15 protein-coding genes are annotated in these 15,220 nt (G+C 58.6%); 9 read left to right on the top strand and 6 right to left on the bottom strand.

The window, feature by feature from the left end; all coding sequences use genetic code 11:
* Positions 1 to 71 precede the first annotated feature (71 nt).
* The 5 genes from ACSSNI_RS11675 to ACSSNI_RS11655 all read left to right on the top strand — a co-directional run bounded on the left by ACSSNI_RS11675 (position 72) and on the right by ACSSNI_RS11655 (position 4,723).
* The gene (locus tag ACSSNI_RS11675) at positions 72 to 980 is read left to right on the top strand and encodes a carbohydrate ABC transporter permease (protein WP_045427975.1); all 909 of its coding nucleotides are present in this window, start codon (positions 72 to 74) and stop codon (positions 978 to 980) included.
* On the top strand, positions 973 to 1,818 hold the full coding sequence (locus tag ACSSNI_RS11670; protein WP_102834489.1) for a carbohydrate ABC transporter permease: 846 nt from the start codon (positions 973 to 975) through the stop codon (positions 1,816 to 1,818). The genes ACSSNI_RS11675 and ACSSNI_RS11670 overlap by 8 nt, the downstream gene beginning before the upstream one ends.
* Before the next feature lie 10 nt (positions 1,819 to 1,828).
* A complete protein-coding gene (locus tag ACSSNI_RS11665; protein WP_200638127.1) occupies positions 1,829 to 2,986 on the top strand; it encodes an ABC transporter ATP-binding protein in 1,158 nt (385 codons plus the stop codon).
* Between the two features lie 234 nt (positions 2,987 to 3,220).
* Positions 3,221 to 4,444 (top strand): maltoporin, encoded by a 1,224-nt coding sequence (locus ACSSNI_RS11660; RefSeq protein WP_200638129.1) that lies wholly within the window; start codon positions 3,221 to 3,223, stop codon positions 4,442 to 4,444.
* A gap of 66 nt (positions 4,445 to 4,510) precedes the next feature.
* On the top strand, positions 4,511 to 4,723 hold the full coding sequence (locus ACSSNI_RS11655) for a DUF1289 domain-containing protein (protein ID WP_200638131.1): 213 nt from the start codon (positions 4,511 to 4,513) through the stop codon (positions 4,721 to 4,723).
* Here the strand turns inward: ACSSNI_RS11655 and ACSSNI_RS11650 are convergent, their stop codons facing one another.
* Complete coding sequence (locus ACSSNI_RS11650; protein ID WP_102834485.1) at positions 4,724 to 5,587, bottom strand: MurR/RpiR family transcriptional regulator; 864 nt, start codon at positions 5,585 to 5,587, stop codon at positions 4,724 to 4,726.
* Between the two features lie 153 nt (positions 5,588 to 5,740).
* On the opposite strand from ACSSNI_RS11650, the gene zwf reads away from it, so the two are divergent.
* From zwf to rluB, 4 genes are all read left to right on the top strand, one after another.
* Positions 5,741 to 7,210 carry a glucose-6-phosphate dehydrogenase gene (gene zwf, locus ACSSNI_RS11645; protein ID WP_200638133.1) on the top strand — a complete coding sequence of 490 codons (1,470 nt, stop codon included), beginning with the start codon at positions 5,741 to 5,743 and terminating at the stop codon, positions 7,208 to 7,210.
* Positions 7,197 to 7,910: a 6-phosphogluconolactonase gene (pgl, locus tag ACSSNI_RS11640; RefSeq protein ID WP_200638135.1), complete on the top strand. Its 714-nt coding sequence runs from the start codon at positions 7,197 to 7,199 to the stop codon at positions 7,908 to 7,910. The genes zwf and pgl overlap by 14 nt, the downstream gene beginning before the upstream one ends.
* Positions 7,911 to 7,927: 17 nt before the next feature.
* Positions 7,928 to 8,578 carry a bifunctional 4-hydroxy-2-oxoglutarate aldolase/2-dehydro-3-deoxy-phosphogluconate aldolase gene (locus ACSSNI_RS11635; protein ID WP_200638137.1) on the top strand — a complete coding sequence of 217 codons (651 nt, stop codon included), beginning with the start codon at positions 7,928 to 7,930 and terminating at the stop codon, positions 8,576 to 8,578.
* Between the two features lie 124 nt (positions 8,579 to 8,702).
* Positions 8,703 to 9,836, top strand: coding sequence for a 23S rRNA pseudouridine(2605) synthase RluB (gene rluB / locus ACSSNI_RS11630; RefSeq protein ID WP_200638139.1), 1,134 nt, complete (start codon positions 8,703 to 8,705; stop codon positions 9,834 to 9,836).
* 83 nt (positions 9,837 to 9,919) lie between these two features.
* Here rluB and ACSSNI_RS11625 read toward each other — a convergent pair whose 3' ends face one another.
* The 5 genes from ACSSNI_RS11625 to ACSSNI_RS11605 all read right to left on the bottom strand — a co-directional run bounded on the left by ACSSNI_RS11625 (position 9,920) and on the right by ACSSNI_RS11605 (position 14,705).
* Positions 9,920 to 10,852 (bottom strand): GGDEF domain-containing protein, encoded by a 933-nt coding sequence (locus ACSSNI_RS11625; RefSeq protein WP_200638141.1) that lies wholly within the window; start codon positions 10,850 to 10,852, stop codon positions 9,920 to 9,922.
* Positions 10,853 to 11,056: 204 nt separating this feature from the next.
* Positions 11,057 to 11,797 carry a YciK family oxidoreductase gene (locus ACSSNI_RS11620; protein WP_102834479.1) on the bottom strand — a complete coding sequence of 247 codons (741 nt, stop codon included), beginning with the start codon at positions 11,795 to 11,797 and terminating at the stop codon, positions 11,057 to 11,059.
* A gap of 76 nt (positions 11,798 to 11,873) precedes the next feature.
* Positions 11,874 to 12,542 (bottom strand): N-acetylmuramic acid 6-phosphate phosphatase MupP, encoded by a 669-nt coding sequence (gene mupP, locus ACSSNI_RS11615; RefSeq protein ID WP_200638143.1) that lies wholly within the window; start codon positions 12,540 to 12,542, stop codon positions 11,874 to 11,876.
* A complete protein-coding gene (gene ubiG / locus ACSSNI_RS11610; protein ID WP_102834477.1) occupies positions 12,542 to 13,240 on the bottom strand; it encodes a bifunctional 2-polyprenyl-6-hydroxyphenol methylase/3-demethylubiquinol 3-O-methyltransferase UbiG in 699 nt (232 codons plus the stop codon). The genes mupP and ubiG overlap by 1 nt, the downstream gene beginning before the upstream one ends.
* Before the next feature lie 142 nt (positions 13,241 to 13,382).
* Positions 13,383 to 14,705 carry a TRZ/ATZ family hydrolase gene (locus tag ACSSNI_RS11605; RefSeq protein ID WP_418952667.1) on the bottom strand — a complete coding sequence of 441 codons (1,323 nt, stop codon included), beginning with the start codon at positions 14,703 to 14,705 and terminating at the stop codon, positions 13,383 to 13,385.
* Between the last annotated feature and the right edge of the window lie 515 nt (positions 14,706 to 15,220).

Below are 15,220 nucleotides of genomic sequence, written 5' to 3'. Positions count from 1 at the left end.
CGTAACGGGCCTCGATATCAGCGCGCTCTGATCACGACCGTAACGGAACCTGTAAACAATCGGAGCCAACCATGAGCTCAACAGCCGTTTTCACCAAGGCTTCGCCGCTGGATGCGCTGCAGAACTGGCTACCCAAGTTGGTACTGGCGCCCAGCATGCTGATCGTTCTGGTCGGCTTCTACGGCTACATCCTGTGGACCTTCCTGCTTTCGTTCACCAATTCAAGCTTCATGCCGAGCTACAAGTGGGTCGGGCTGCTGCAGTACGAGCGACTCTGGAACAACGATCGCTGGTGGGTGGCAAGCAAGAACCTGCTGGTATTCGGCGGGCTGTTCATCACGATCAGTCTCGCGATTGGCGTGTTGCTGGCGGTGCTGCTGGACCAGCGCATCCGCCGCGAGGGCTTCATTCGTACCGTCTACCTCTACCCGATGGCGCTGTCGATGATTGTCACCGGCACGGCCTGGAAGTGGCTGCTGAACCCCGGCCTGGGGATCGACAAGATGCTGCGCGACTGGGGCTGGGAAGGCTTTCGTTTCGACTGGCTGGTGGACCCGGACCGCGTGGTCTATTGCCTGGTGATTGCAGCCGTATGGCAGGCCTCGGGTTTTGTCATGGCGCTGTTCCTCGCCGGCTTGCGCGGCGTCGACCAGTCCATCGTGCGCGCCGCGCAGATTGATGGCGCCAGCCTGCCGAGCATCTACCTGCGCATCATCCTGCCCAGCCTGCGTCCGGTGTTTTTCAGCGCGCTGATGATCCTTGCGCATATCGCCATCAAGGCTTTCGACCTGGTGGCGGCCATGACCGCAGGCGGCCCGGGCTACGCCTCCGACTTGCCGGCCATGTTCATGTACACGCACACCTTCACCCGTGGGCAGATGGGGCTTGGCGCAGCGAGCGCGATCCTCATGCTGGGCGCGGTGATGGCGATCGTCGTGCCTTATCTGTATTCGGAATTGAGGAACAAGCGCCATGACTAGCCATCCAGGGCAAAAGCGCCTGACGTTGAGTCGTGTAGCGATCTACACAACGCTGCTGGTCGCCGTTGCGGTTTATCTCATACCGCTGGTGGTCATGCTGCTGACCAGCCTGAAGACGCCCGCAGACATCCGCACCGGCAATCTGCTGTCGTGGCCGGAGGTCACGACTGTGATCGGCTGGGTCAAGGCGTGGGATGCCGTCGGCGGTTACTTCTGGAACTCGGTCAAGATCACCGTTCCGGCCGTCATCATCTCGACACTGCTCGGCGCCTTGAACGGCTACGTGCTGGCCATGTGGCGTTTTCGCGGCTCGCAGCTGTTCTTCGGTCTGTTGTTGTTCGGCTGCTTTCTGCCGTTTCAAGTGATTCTGTTGCCAGCGTCCTTCACCCTCGGGCAACTCGGGCTGGCCAATACCACGCCGGGCCTGGTGCTGGTGCATCTGGTCTATGGCCTGGCCTTCACCACGCTGTTCTTCCGCAATTTCTATGTGAGTGTGCCGGACGCGTTGATTCGCGCAGCACGCCTGGACGGTGCGGGATTCTTCACCATCTTTGCGCGGATCCTGCTGCCGATGTCGATCCCCACGATCATGGTCTGCCTGATCTGGCAGTTCACCCAGATCTGGAATGACTTCCTCTTCGGTGTGGTGTTCGCCAGTGGCGATACGCAGCCGATCACCGTGGCGCTGAACAACCTGGTGAACACCAGCACGGGCGTCAAGGAATACAACGTCGATATGGCTGCGGCGATGATCGCCGGGCTGCCAACGCTGCTGGTGTACATCCTTGCCGGCAAGTATTTCCTGCGCGGACTCACTGCCGGCGCAGTCAAGGGATAGGAGAACAATCATGGCCGCACTCGAACTTTGCAATGTCCGCAAGAGCTATCCCGGAAGCAACCACGACACTCTGAAAGACATCGATCTGAAAATCGACGATGGCGAATTCCTGATCCTTGTCGGGCCCTCCGGTTGCGGCAAATCGACCTTGATGAACTGCATTGCTGGGCTGGAAGAGATCACGGGTGGAGAGATCCGCCTGGACGGAGGAGACATCAGCGGCGCCAGCCCAAAGGATCGCGACATCGCCATGGTGTTTCAGTCCTACGCCCTGTACCCGACCATGACGGTGCAGGAGAACATCGCCTTCGGCCTGAAGATGCGCAAAGTGCCGGCATCGAAGATCGACGAAGAGGTTTCTCGTGTCGCCAAGCTGCTGCAGATCGAACATCTGCTCGGTCGCAAGCCGGCTCAGCTTTCCGGTGGTCAGCAGCAACGCGTCGCCATGGGCCGGGCATTGGCGCGCCGGCCGAAGATCTATCTGTTCGATGAGCCGCTTTCCAACCTCGATGCCAAATTGCGGGTGGAGATGCGCACCGAAATCAAGCTGATGCATCAGCGCCTGAAGACCACGACGGTCTATGTCACCCATGACCAGATCGAAGCCATGACTCTGGGCGATAAAGTTGCCGTGATGAAGGATGGCATCGTCCAGCAGTTCGGGACACCCAAGGAGATCTACAACGATCCCGCCAATCTCTTCGTCGCAAGCTTTATCGGATCACCGCCGATGAACTTCATCCCGCTGCGCCTGAGCCGGCACGCCGGTGGCTGGCGCGCTTTGCTGGAAAGCGGCCAGGACCGTTGCGAGTTGCCGTTGAACCTGGCGGATGGGCAATCGCTGGAAGGCCGGGAGGTGATCCTCGGCATACGTCCAGAGCAGATCAGCGTAGGTGCCGAGGTAGATCTGCCTTCGCTGCGCGCCGAAGTGCAGGTCATCGAGCCGACAGGGCCCGACACCATGATCTTCGTCAGCCTCAACCAGACCAAGGTTTGCTGTCGGCTGAGCCCGGACGCCGCGCCGAATCCCGGCGAGAGCCTGACGTTGCAATTCGAGCCGGACAAGGTGCTGCTGTTCGATGCGCAGACGGGAGAGCGGCTGGGCGTTACGCCTGGCAACGGATCTTCCGGTCGCAATAGCACCATCACCCGGCTGGTCGCGCGGTAAGTCGCTGATCCCAAGCGAAGTGGGAAAAAGGCGGGGTCGTCGTGTATTTGCGTACCGGCACCCGGCGCTTTGAGATGTTATTGATATTTCAGTCTTTTTTAGCAGGCAGTGCCATGGTCGCTGCTGGCGAAAACTCGAGCCGCGACAGGCAGCGACGCTGATGCGGATCGAAAGGAGAGCCATACCGGCTCAATCCAAAAGCAGTAACAACAATAAGAGCTAATTGGAGTGGATATGAAGAAAACGACACGCATAGGCCTCGCAGTCTCGCTGGCCAGTCTCGCTATGCCGTTTACTGCGCAGGCATTGGACTTCAACGGCTATGTGCGCAGTGGTGTTGGCGAATCGACGGCAAGCGAATCGCAGGCCTGCTTCCAGCTGCCGGGCGCAGCGTCCAAGTTCCGACTGGGGAACGAGTGCGAGCAGTACGCCGAGCTGGGGTTGCGTCAGAACCTGTTCACCATGGACGACGGGTCGGTCCTGAGCGTTGAGGGCATGGCTGCGCTGTACAACGAATACGATCACACACCCAAGTTCACCGGCGACCATGGCTTTGCGCGCTTGGTGCAGGCGTACGCCGAATGGAGCAACATCGCGGCGCTTAACAACGGCTCGTTGTGGGCCGGTAGGCGCTTCTACAAGCGGAATGACATCCACATTTCCGACTTCTATTACTGGAACCAGAGTGCTACGGGTGCCGGTATTGAAAACGTTGAAATTGGCGGCCTGCAATACAGCTACGCCTTTTCGCGCAAGGACAGCGTCTTCCAGGAAAACTACACCAATCGCCACGATTTCAACGTTGGCGGGTTTGACACTAACCCTGACGGTGAGCTGCAGTTCGGCGTCAGCTACATCGCCGATCCGGACCGTGGCGACTCCAACAGTGGCTGGTCGGTGACGGCTCAGCATGAGCAGATTGGGTTTCTGGGGGGCAGCAATACTTTCGCTGTTCAATATGGTGAAGGCCCGGGTACCGGGCTTGGCTACACCGGAGACGTGACGCTGGAAGAAAGCGCCAAGAGCTGGCGGGTGGTGGAGTTCTTTGATTGGCAGGTTACGCCGCGCTTCGGTGGGCAGTTCCAGGTGGTCTATCAGAAGGACAAGCGCCAGGGTGGCGGCGATCAGGATTGGATCTCGGTAGGGGTGCGCCCGGTTTATGCCTTGACCGAGGAGTTCAAGCTGGTGGCCGAGGTGGGGCACGATCAGATCGATGCAGAAGCCGGGACCCGCAAGCTGACCAAATTCACCATCGCTCCGACCTGGTCACCCGCAGGCCCTGGGTTCTGGGCGCGTCCCGAATTCCGTCTGTATTACACCTATGCCCAGTGGAACGACGCTGCGCAGGAGGCCGCCAATCTGATGGCCGCTGGTAGCGCCTTGTCGGAGACCGGTGCCTTTGGCACCGCGCAGCACGGTTCCAACTTTGGCGTGCAGGTCGAGTACTGGTGGGATTGATCGACGCCATAGCCGAATTCGCTTAGAACCTCCTGCCCGCCGTGGCCTCTACTGATCGTAGGCGTCATGGCTGATCAGGAGGTGGTTTTGGGCGACAAGGCGAAGAACCCTTGCATCAGTATCTGCAAGCTCAAGGACGACATCTGCATCGGCTGCGGTCGCAGCCGGGAGGAGATGAAGGCCTGGAAGGGCATGAAGAACAAGGAGCGCAAGGCGGTCAATGAGGTGGCCGTCCAGCGGCTCAAACAGCTGGGCAAGGCAAAGAAGAAAAAGAAATGATCAGTGCTCCTCGCTTGGATAGCGGGTCGCCATCAGGCTTTCTTTGATCTTGCGCAGGTGTGGCTGGAAATCCACACCTCGCTTCAATGTCACGCCGGCAGCCAGTGCGTCGAGTACCGTCAGCTGAATGATTCGAGACGTCATCGGCATGTAGATATCAGTATCTTCTGGCAGCGGAATATCCAGGCTCAACGTGGAGACCTTTGCCAACGGGGAGTCTGCTGCCGTTAAACCTAGAACAGAGGCACCGTTGTCCCGTGCGATGGTCGCGGCTTCCACCAGCTCACGGGTGCGTCCGGTGTAGGAGATGATCACGAATAGATCGCCGGTATGCGCGACCGAAGCCAGCATCCGTTGCATCAGCACGTCACTGTGTGCGGTTACCGGCAGGTTGAACCGGAAGAATTTGTGCTGAGCGTCCAGCGCCACCGATGCTGACGCCCCAAGCCCGAAGAAGTGAATCTGCCGCGCCTGAATCATCAAATCGACGGCTTGGCTGATCGCCTGAGGGTCTATCGCCTGGCAGGCGCTGTCCAGGGACGCTATGGCGCTGCCAAATATCTTCCTCGTGTACGCCTCCGGTCCATCGTTCGCTTCCACGGCCCGGCTGACATAGGCCGCGCCGCTGGCCAGGCTCTGTGCCAGCTGGATTTTCAAGGCTGGATAGCCGGCCGCACCAAATGAGCGGCAGAAGCGATTCACCGTTGGCTCGCTGACCTTCGCTGCTTGCGCCAGCGCGGCGATGCTATAGCGCGTTGCTTCTTGTGGGTCGCGAAGAATGACCTCGGCCACCTTGCGCTCTGCCTTGTTCAGCTCATCGAGCCGATTCTTTATCTGTTCCAAGAGATTTTTCATGCGATCCATGTCTCTTCCTTCAGGGACTCATGCCCAAGGCTACGGATAGTAGCGAAATCGGCGTTCGAAAAAATCGGTGTATGTTGTTTTAATAACAACATATTGTGCTTAAACTGCGCATCTGAACCTCTCGCGCAGACTAATTTGGTTAATATAAAAATCATGCCTGCTATAACTGTTGACGCAACTACCTTCGCCTTGTTTGGCGCCCTCGGGGATTTGGCGCTGCGTAAGCTGTTCCCGGCACTTTATCAGCTCGATAGAGCGGGGCTGCTGAACAACGACACGCGCATCCTGGCCCTGTCACGTGATCCGGGCGAGCCGGCGGCTCATCTCGAGCGTATCGACCAGGCGCTGCGTCGCTATGTGCCGGCTGCTCAGCTGGACGAAAGCGTTCTCAGCCGATTCCAAGGCCGGCTGGGCTATCTGACCATGGACTTTCGCAATGCGAAAGACTACGCGGCCCTGGCCGAAATGGTCGCGCCCGAGATGCCGCTGATTGCTTATTTCGCCACACCTGCAGCTGTGTATGGCTCGATTTGCGAAAACCTGGCAGCGGCCGGATTGGCCGAGCAGACGCGAGTCGTTCTGGAGAAGCCGATCGGGCACGATCTCGACTCGTCGCGACTGGTCAACGATGCCGTTGCGCAGTACTTCCCCGAGACGCGCATCTATCGGATCGACCACTACCTCGGCAAGGAAACGGTCCAGAACCTGATCGCGCTGCGCTTTGCCAACAGCCTGTTCGAGACCCAGTGGAATCAGCACCACATCTCCCATGTCGAGATCACGGTCGCCGAAACGGTTGGTATTGAAGGACGCTGGGGCTATTTCGATCAGGCCGGCCAGCTGCGCGACATGATTCAGAATCACCTTTTGCAGTTGCTGTGTCTGATTGCCATGGACCCGCCGAGCGACCTGACTGCCGACAGCATCCGTGACGAAAAGGTAAAGGTACTCAAGGCGCTGGCGCCGATCACACCCGAGCGTTTGTCTCGGCACGTTGTGCGGGGCCAGTACGTTGGGGGTTCGGTCGGCGGCAAGCAGGTGCCGGGCTATCTTGAGGAAGAGAACTCGAACGCCGAAAGCAGCACCGAGACCTTCGTTGCGCTACGGGCCGATATCTGCAACTGGCGCTGGTCCGGAGTGCCGTTCTATCTGCGTACAGGCAAGCGGATGGGTGAAAAGGTCTCGCAGATCGTCATCCATTTCAAAGAGCCGCCTTTCTATATCTTCGCGCCCGAGCAACGGTCGCTGATCAGCAATCGCCTGATCATCCGCCTGCAGCCGGACGAAGGCATTTCCTTGCAGGTGATGACCAAAGAGCAGGGGCTGGACAAGGGCATGCATTTGCGTAGCGGCCCACTCCAGCTGAATTTCTCCGAAACCTACAAAAGCTCGCGCATTCCGGATGCTTATGAGCGCTTGCTGCTCGAGGTGATGCAGGGCAACCAGAACCTGTTCGTCCGCAAGGATGAAATTGAATATGCCTGGAAATGGTGCGATCAGCTGATCGACGGTTGGTCGCGCATAGGTGATGCCCCCAAGCCCTATCCGGCGGGTTCATGGGGGCCTGTTGCTTCTATTGCATTGATTACGCGTGACGGGAGGTCTTGGTATGGCGATCTCTGAACTCGATCTACCCTCCGACGTAGTGGCACACAGTCTGCCTGGGCCGGAACAGCTGGCGCAGGCGCTGGCCGATCGGGTTGCGGGGGCGTTGCAGTACGCCGTCGCCAATCATGGCCGAGCAAGCCTGGTGGTATCGGGCGGCCGGAGCCCAATAGCGTTTCTCGAAGCGCTGTCCGTGCGCGAGTTGCCGTGGGCCAAGGTGCAGGTCAGCTTGGCTGACGAGCGCTGGGTTGAACCAGAAGACCCGGACAGTAATGAAGGCTTGCTCCGTCGACATCTTCTACGAAACGCAGCGGCTGACGCACAGCTTGTGGGTTTGTATCAAGCCGCTGAGACCCTGGAGCAAGCGGCAGCGCTCGCCAGCGAGAAGCTGGTGGGCTTCGCTCAGCCGATCGATGTGCTGGTGCTTGGGATGGGTAACGATGGACACACCGCATCACTGTTCCCGAACAGCCCGCTGCTGGCAAACGGGTTGGATGAAAGCGGTAGTGACCTTTGCCTGCCAATGCTGGCGCCCGTCAGTCCCGAGCAGCGCATCAGCATGACCTTCCCGCTGCTGGCGTCGGCACGCGTTCAATGCCTGGCGATTCAAGGCTCCGCCAAGCTGGAAACGCTGCGCCAAGCGATGCGGCTCGAACCTTCGCAGATGCCGATTCGCGCATTTCTGCATTCACCTCTAGAGATCTACTGGTGCCCGTGAGGCCCGAGGACTTTTCCATGACCATGGACCAGAAAAACGCGCTGATCGAGAAGATCTGTACCGAAGCTCGCATCCTGCCGGTGATCACCATTGGCAGCGAAGAGCAAATCCTGCCGTTGGCTGACGCTCTCGCCGCTGGTGGGTTGACGGCGCTTGAGATAACCCTGCGTTCGGCACATGGGCTGACTGCTATTCGCCGCCTGCGCCAGGAACGGCCCAACCTGTGCGTCGGTGCCGGTACGGTGCTGGACAAGCGCATGATGGACGAGGTCGAGGCTGCGGGTGCTCAGTTCATCGTCTCGCCGGGTTGCACCGATGAACTGTTGCAAGCAGGCGTCAATTGCTCCGTGCCCCTGCTGGCCGGCATCAGCAATGCCTCCGACATCATGCGTGGCTACGCGCTCGGGTATCGGCGCTTCAAGCTCTTCCCGGCCGAAGTGTGTGGTGGGGTCGCTGCGATCAAGGCACTTGGAGGACCGTTCGCTGACGTTCGTTTCTGTCCCACCGGTGGCGTCAATGCAGGCAATGCCGCTCAGTATTTGTCGCTTCCTAATGTCATGTGCGTCGGCGGAACCTGGATGATTGATGGCGCCGCGTTGAAGAACGGGGATTGGGCTGCGATACAGCAAGCCACGGCTGAAGCTCTGGCCTCCTTGGCGAAACGCTGACGGCAGATCGAGGCGCGCCAGGCGCGCCTCCTTTCTGGCTGCTAACCTTCTCGTGCTTCGGTAAACCGTTGCGCGTATAGTGCGCGGCCTTTCAATCGGAATTGCCACACCGGGAGGTGCCCAGATGACCGAACACGAAGAAACAACCCCTCACATTGCCCACGGCGAAAAACTGCAGAAGGTGCTGGCCCGTCTTGGCCTTGCCTCGCGGCGAGACGTGGAAAACTGGATCGCGGCTGGCCGAGTCAAGGTCAACGGATCCGTAGCGACGCTCGGCCAGCGTGTCGATCTGCACGATGCGATTGCCGTCGATGGCCGCTTGCTCAAGCGTGAAGAAGCCGCCGAAACGGTCCGTCGCGTGCTCATCTACAACAAGCCCGATGGCGAGATTTGCACCCGTGACGATCCAGAAGGTCGTCCGACGGTATTCGACCGGCTGCCACGTCCAAAAGAGGGACGCTGGATCAACATTGGTCGCCTCGACATCAACACGACAGGCTTGCTGCTGTTCACCACCGATGGCGAACTGGCGAACCGTCTGATGCATCCCTCGTATGAAATGGACCGTGAGTACGCGGTGCGTGTGCGTGGCGAAGTCGACGAGGAAATGATCGAGCGCCTGAAGACGGGCGTCATGCTCGAAGACGGTCCGGCCCGTTTCACCGACATTCAGGAAGCGCCTGGCGGTGAGGGCTTCAACCATTGGTATCACTGCGTGGTGATGGAAGGGCGTAACCGCGAAGTCCGGCGCCTCTGGGAGTCGCAGGGTTTGGTGGTCAGTCGTCTGAAGCGCGTGCGTTTTGGTCCTGTGTTCATGACCTCAGACCTTCCAATGGGTCGCTGGCGTGAAATGTCGCAAAGCGAAGTCGATATCCTCAGTGAAGAGGTTGGCCTCAAGTCAGTGGCGTTGCCAGGCATGAAAGCCAAAGCCAAGGACAAGCTTGATCGCATGCAGCGTAAAGTGGCCAAGCCTATCGGTCGCGGTGACCGTCGCCCCCGGGTGCTGCGCTCTTCACATGAAGCTGATGTGCCTGGAGATGCGGGGCGCGGCCGAGGCGCACGCGGTGATAAACCAGCACGCAAGCCGCGCGATACTGATGAGCGCAGCAAACCCAGCCGCGGCACACCCGTGGCGGAGCGGCCAAGTGCTGTTGGCCGCGAGCGTGGCAAGCCGGCGCCTGCCAAGCGTAATGGCCCGGCAGCAACCGAAGGGCAACGTCCGGGGTTCGGGCGTGGTGATCGCTCCAAGCGGCCTTGACGGTGTAGCGAGAAGCTAAATAGAAAGGGCGAGGCCATTACGGTCTCGCCCTTTTTGTTGGCTGGCCTACAAAGGCTTTGTTGCTAAGCCGAGGCCACGCGGATCAGATTGCGTCCATCTCTTTTGGCTTGGTACAGGGCCTGGTCAGCGCGACGCAGCAAATCATCCTGAGACTCGCAGGGCTGGTAGGTAGCGCAGCCGAGGCTGGCTGATAGCCGGACCTGTTTGTCCCCGACCAGCAAGCAGAGGTTCTGGATGGCGGCTCTGATCCGTTCGGCCACAACAGCCGCAGCCTCCGGCCCCGTGTTTGACAACACCAGAACGAACTCCTCGCCGCCAAAGCGGAACACCATGTCGACGTTGCGTAGCTGTTCTCTAAGCAGCAGCGCGGTAGCTTTCAGGGCGGCGTCTCCCGCCTGGTGTCCGTAGGTATCGTTGAGGTGTTTGAAATGGTCCATGTCCAGCATGATGATTGACACGGCTTGGCAATGGCGGCGCGACAATTCGGTTTCGCGCGTCAAAGACTGGACCATGGCTGCGCGATTGCCAGCACCGGTCAACGGATCCCTGAGCGAGGCTTGAACGGCTTGCCGGTAAAGCAACGCGTTGCGCAACGGGAACAGCAGGCAGTCGAGGGCATTTTCGAGCTGATCCAGAAGCGGATCGGCCACATACTTCGGGCTGAACAGGCGCAGCTCGCCGAGGCAATCCCCGCTATGGGAGAGCGAATAACTGACATCGAAGCCATTGGTCTCGCCAATTTGAAGCTGGAAGTCAGTGCCCGAATGGCGGTACGAAAGGGCTCGCAGGGGAACCAGATGGCGGACCTCCTCGAAGAAGAACTCCAGTAGCCGGTCGAGCTCAAGGCTGGTTTGCAAGCGCAACGTCAGATGTCTCAGTCGTTCGGAAAGGCCATATTGGCCTGTCGACAGCGTCTTGCTGCAACTGATGTCCATGCGTCGAATTCGGGCGCTGCCGATGTCGACTGTTGAAGGGGTCTGCTTGTCTGCCAGCATGGGAGTGAACCTCAGAACGCTGCCTGCGTTGATAGAGGTTCTATAGCGAATATGATGCCAACTTAATAATTCAAACAAGAACAAGCACTTAGCTCGTCGCTTCAGTTCTTGTGGCAAGAGGTTGCCAGCGAAACGGCAGCCTGATGCCAAATTGACATGTATGCCGCTGCCGTTGCGCCGGAAAACAGGCGCCCTGCTGAGTGCTTACTGAGCGTTGAGTGACTGTCCGTTGACGTCTCGACTGTCCGGACCCATCAGATACAAGTAGGCAGGCATGATTTCAGCAGGCAAAGGGTTGACTGCAGGATTCTCGCCTGGATACGCCTTGGCGCGCATGTCTGTCCGCGTAGCGCCAGGATTGATGCTATTGCTGCGCACGGAGCTGGTGCCATCCAGCTCGTCAGCCAGTACCTGCATCAAGCCTTCGGTGGCGAACTTGGAGACGGCATATCCACCCCAGTAGGCTCGACCTTTCCGGCCGACGCTGCTCGACGTGAAAATCACCGAAGCGCCATCCGCCAGTTTCAGCAGTGGCAGTAAGGTGCTGGCGAGCATGAAGGTAGCGTTCACGTTCACCTGCATTACGCGCATGAAGTTATCGCCTGACAACTGTTCGATCGGAGAGCGGGGGCCCACGATACTGGCGTTGAGCAGAAGCCCGTCCAGCCGCCCAAACTCGCGCTCGACGGTCGCGGCCAGTTCATCGTATTGATGTGGCAGTGCGGTTTCGAGGTTGAGCGGTATTACCACTGGTTGCGGCCACCCGGCTGCTTCAATCTCATCGTAGACCCGGTTGAGGTTGTCCTCGTTTTTGCCTAGCAGGAGCACGGTCGCCCCATGTGCTGCGTAGGCTTTTGCGGCGGCTTCGCCAATTCCGCGGCCTGCTCCGGTGACCATGATGATCCGATCCTTGAGCAGGTCGGGGCGGGCTGAGTACTCGAACATCTGAAGCCTCGTAGAAAACAGAGTAGGGCGATCGCCCATTGGTAATTATCGTGAAAGTGGTGATGGCCGTTGTCGGTCAGTCGAGCCTTGGCGACCCGAGAAACCTGCGCAGCTCAAGCGGGTGATTTACCACCACATCCGCGCCCCAGGTATCTGGATTGTCATCGGGATGGATATAGCCGTAACGCACAGCAGCCGTGCGGCTTCCTGCAGCACGCCCGGACTCGATATCCCGAAGATCGTCTCCAACGAACAAGACTGTTGCAGGATCGAGGTCCAACTGGCTGCAGGCCAACAGCATCGGCTCAGGATCGGGTTTGCTCTTGCTAACGTGATCAGGGCAGACCAGAACGGCGGAGCGAGAAGAAAGCCCCAGTTGCTGCATGATCGGCTCGGCGAAACGCACTGGCTTGTTGGTAACCACGCCCCAGATCAGATCGGCTTGTTCGATCTCGGTGAGCAACGCTGCCATTCCTTCGTATAGCTGGCTCTCGACTGCACAATGCTGTTGGTAGCGCTCCAGAAACTCCAATCGTAATAACTCGAACTCGTCGGAAAGCGGGTCGACATCAAAAGCGCTGAGTACCATTGCCCGGGCACCACCGGAAACGACGTCACGCACATGCTGGTCAGGTACGCGCTCGAGGCCGCGCGCCAGACGCATGGCCTGCGCCACGGCAATAAAGTCCGGCGCGGTGTCGAGCAGCGTACCGTCCATATCAAATAAAACCGCACGCAGACGCATCACGCCTCCCGCAGTGTCTGGATCATGTAGTTCACGTCCACGTCAGGTGACAGCTTGTAGTGTTTTGTCAGGGGGTTGTAGGTCAGGCCGATGATGTCCTTTACCAGTAGCCCGACTTCGCGGCTCCAGGCCCCAAGCTCCGAGGGGCGAATGAATTTCCGATAATCATGCGTACCGCGCGGCAACAGCTGCAGCACATATTCAGCGCCGACAATGGCGAATGCATAGGCCTTCGGGTTGCGGTTGATCGTCGAAAAGAATACCTGTCCGCCGGGCTTCACCATCTTGTAGCAAGCCCGAATGACCGAAGCGGGATCCGGCACATGTTCGAGCATCTCGAGGCAGGTCACCACATCGAACTGCGCAGGCATTTCCTCGGCCAGCGCCTCGGCAGTGATTTGCCGGTAATCTATCTCCAGTTCTGACTCAAGCAAATGCAAGCGGGCAACGGACAGAGGCGCCTCGCCCATGTCGATCCCTGTCACGGTAGCGCCACGCTGAGCCATTGCTTCGCTGAGAATTCCGCCACCGCAGCCGACGTCCAAGACCTTTTTGCCGGCCAGCGAAACGTGCTCATCAATCCAGTTGACCCTGAGCGGATTGATTTCGTGGAGCGGTTTGAACTCGCTTTCGCGATCCCACCACCGATGGGCGAGGGCTTCGAATTTGGCGATTTCGGCGTGGTCGACGTTGCTCATGGTCTGTTCCATTTAGAAGCTTGAAGGGGAAGCTTGAGCTGCAAATGCCCATGTTGCCAGCTTTGGTCGGATGCAGGACATCTAATAGAAGGCTTCGTGTAAGTCAGTTTGTCGCGGAGTTTCGGTTGAGGGTAGCCTCGCCTCAGTGTTTAGAGCCGATCTTGTTTCCCCACTCCTGGGCTGTGGCGATGAGCTGTTCCTCGTCCATACGGGTCAGTTGACCGTCGTCGAGCAGGTGCTTGCCAGCGACCCACACATGTCGCACGCAATCCCGGCTACAGGAATAGATCAGTTGAGACACGGGATCATAGACAGGCTGCTGCGCTAGGCGCGACAGATCGAAGGCTACCAGGTCTGCAAATTTGCCGACTTCGATGGAGCCGGTATGGTCGTCCAGCCCGAGCGCCCGTGCACCGTTGAGCGTCGCCATACGCAATGCACGATGGGCATTGAGCGCGGTCGCTGAGCCCGATACGGCTTTTGCAAGCAGCGCCGCGGTGCGGGTTTCTCCTAGTAGATCAAGGTCGTTGTTGCTGGCCGCCCCATCGGTACCGATGGCCACATTGACGCCCGCTTCCCACAAACGCTCCACAGGACAAAAGCCGCTGGCCAACTTGAGGTTGGACTCAGGGCAATGGATTACGCTGCAGTTGTGCTCCACCAGCAGAGCGATGTCGTCGTCGTTTACCTGGGTCATGTGCACTGCTTGAAAGCGCGGCCCTAGTAGCTGCAGGCGGGCCAAGCGAGCGAGCGGGCGCTCGCCATACTCGCGAATCGCTTCTTCTACTTCATTTGCAGTTTCGTGGACGTGCATATGAATCCCGATGTCCATCTCCGCGACCAGCGTGCGGATGCTTTCCAGCTTATCGTCGCTAACCGAATAGGGAGCATGGGGGCCAAAGGCAATACTCAAGCGCGGGTGGTGTTTGAGGTCGTCGAACAGCGCGACGCCTTTACGAAGAGCCTCATCGGCGTCGCGGGCACCCGGTATGGGGAAGTTCAGCACCGGAATCGATATTTGCGCGCGAATCCCGTGCTTGTGAGCGAGTTGGCTGACAACCTCTGGAAAGAAGTACATGTCAGAGAAACAGGTGATGCCACTTTGCAGCTGCTCCGCGATAGCCAGCTCGGTGCCTGCTTTGATGAACGCCTCATCGACCCACCGGCTTTCTGCTGGCCAAACATGCTCGCGTAGCCAGGTCATCAGCGGCAGATCATCGGCCAGTCCCCGGAAAAGGGTCATCGCTGCATGGCCATGAGCATTTACAAGCCCTGGCGCAAGAAGCATTCCGGAAAGGTCACGCGTTTCATTAGCGAGGTACTGATCGGCCTCTTCACGGGGAGCTATCAGCACAATGCGCCCGTCACGGATTCCCAGCGCATGGTTCTTCAGCACAACACCAGCTGGTTCGACTGGGACTAGCCAGGTCGGAAGTAACAGCAGGTCGAGCGGCTCTACAGGTATGCGCGGCATATCGATCTTCGGATGATGAGGATGAGGATGAGGATGAGGATATGAGTGTAAGGCCTGTAGAACTCAGTTTGAAGGAATCCAAGGTAGGTCCGATGTTGGTACATATATAGGCAGCGTAGACGGCCTCAGTTCCTTAATTCAATCAAAGCTAAAACAATCGTTGACGTGAGAATCTGAGTGCCTATAATGCGCACCTTCTCCGGCGCAGGCCTTTGGCGAAACCTCTTGTAAATCAAGAAGTTAGAGAAAAATAAGGCTTGCACGGATGGCGAATTCGAGTAGAATGCGCCGGGCTGACAGGGTGGTGGGTTGGCTCTGTTAGTGGCTTCGGTCAGGTTGATCGGAAGCGGTTGAAAGAGGTGGTTGACAGCGGGTTTGAACGCTGTATGCTTCGCCTCCCGCTGACGAGAGACGCTAGGTTGATCGGAGGCGCAAGCGGTTGAGAAGAAAGAAAAACTTCTTCAAAAACAGCTTGACGAGAAACAAGGCTGCTGTAGAATGCGCGG

The sequence above is a fragment of the Stutzerimonas tianxiuensis genome, from assembly GCF_053470365.1.
This window is presented reverse-complemented; position numbering and strand designations above follow the sequence as displayed.

Bases quoted from the DNA above. Each gene is read 5' to 3' on its own strand.
- ACSSNI_RS11635 (WP_200638137.1), top strand. From the start codon at position 7,928: ATGACCATGGACCAGAAAAACGCGCTGATCGAGAAGATCTGTACCGAA.
- ACSSNI_RS11620 (WP_102834479.1), bottom strand. From the start codon at position 11,797: ATGTTCGAGTACTCAGCCCGCCCCGACCTGCTCAAGGATCGGATCATC.
- pgl (WP_200638135.1), top strand. From the start codon at position 7,197: ATGGCGATCTCTGAACTCGATCTACCCTCCGACGTAGTGGCACACAGT.
- rluB (WP_200638139.1), top strand. From the start codon at position 8,703: ATGACCGAACACGAAGAAACAACCCCTCACATTGCCCACGGCGAAAAA.
- mupP (WP_200638143.1), bottom strand. From the start codon at position 12,542: ATGCGTCTGCGTGCGGTTTTATTTGATATGGACGGTACGCTGCTCGAC.
- ACSSNI_RS11675 (WP_045427975.1), top strand. From the start codon at position 72: ATGAGCTCAACAGCCGTTTTCACCAAGGCTTCGCCGCTGGATGCGCTG.
- zwf (WP_200638133.1), top strand. From the start codon at position 5,741: ATGCCTGCTATAACTGTTGACGCAACTACCTTCGCCTTGTTTGGCGCC.
- ACSSNI_RS11660 (WP_200638129.1), top strand. From the start codon at position 3,221: ATGAAGAAAACGACACGCATAGGCCTCGCAGTCTCGCTGGCCAGTCTC.
- ubiG (WP_102834477.1), bottom strand. From the start codon at position 13,240: ATGAGCAACGTCGACCACGCCGAAATCGCCAAATTCGAAGCCCTCGCC.
- ACSSNI_RS11665 (WP_200638127.1), top strand. From the start codon at position 1,829: ATGGCCGCACTCGAACTTTGCAATGTCCGCAAGAGCTATCCCGGAAGC.
- ACSSNI_RS11670 (WP_102834489.1), top strand. From the start codon at position 973: ATGACTAGCCATCCAGGGCAAAAGCGCCTGACGTTGAGTCGTGTAGCG.
- ACSSNI_RS11655 (WP_200638131.1), top strand. From the start codon at position 4,511: ATGGCTGATCAGGAGGTGGTTTTGGGCGACAAGGCGAAGAACCCTTGC.
- ACSSNI_RS11650 (WP_102834485.1), bottom strand. From the start codon at position 5,587: ATGGATCGCATGAAAAATCTCTTGGAACAGATAAAGAATCGGCTCGAT.
- ACSSNI_RS11625 (WP_200638141.1), bottom strand. From the start codon at position 10,852: ATGCTGGCAGACAAGCAGACCCCTTCAACAGTCGACATCGGCAGCGCC.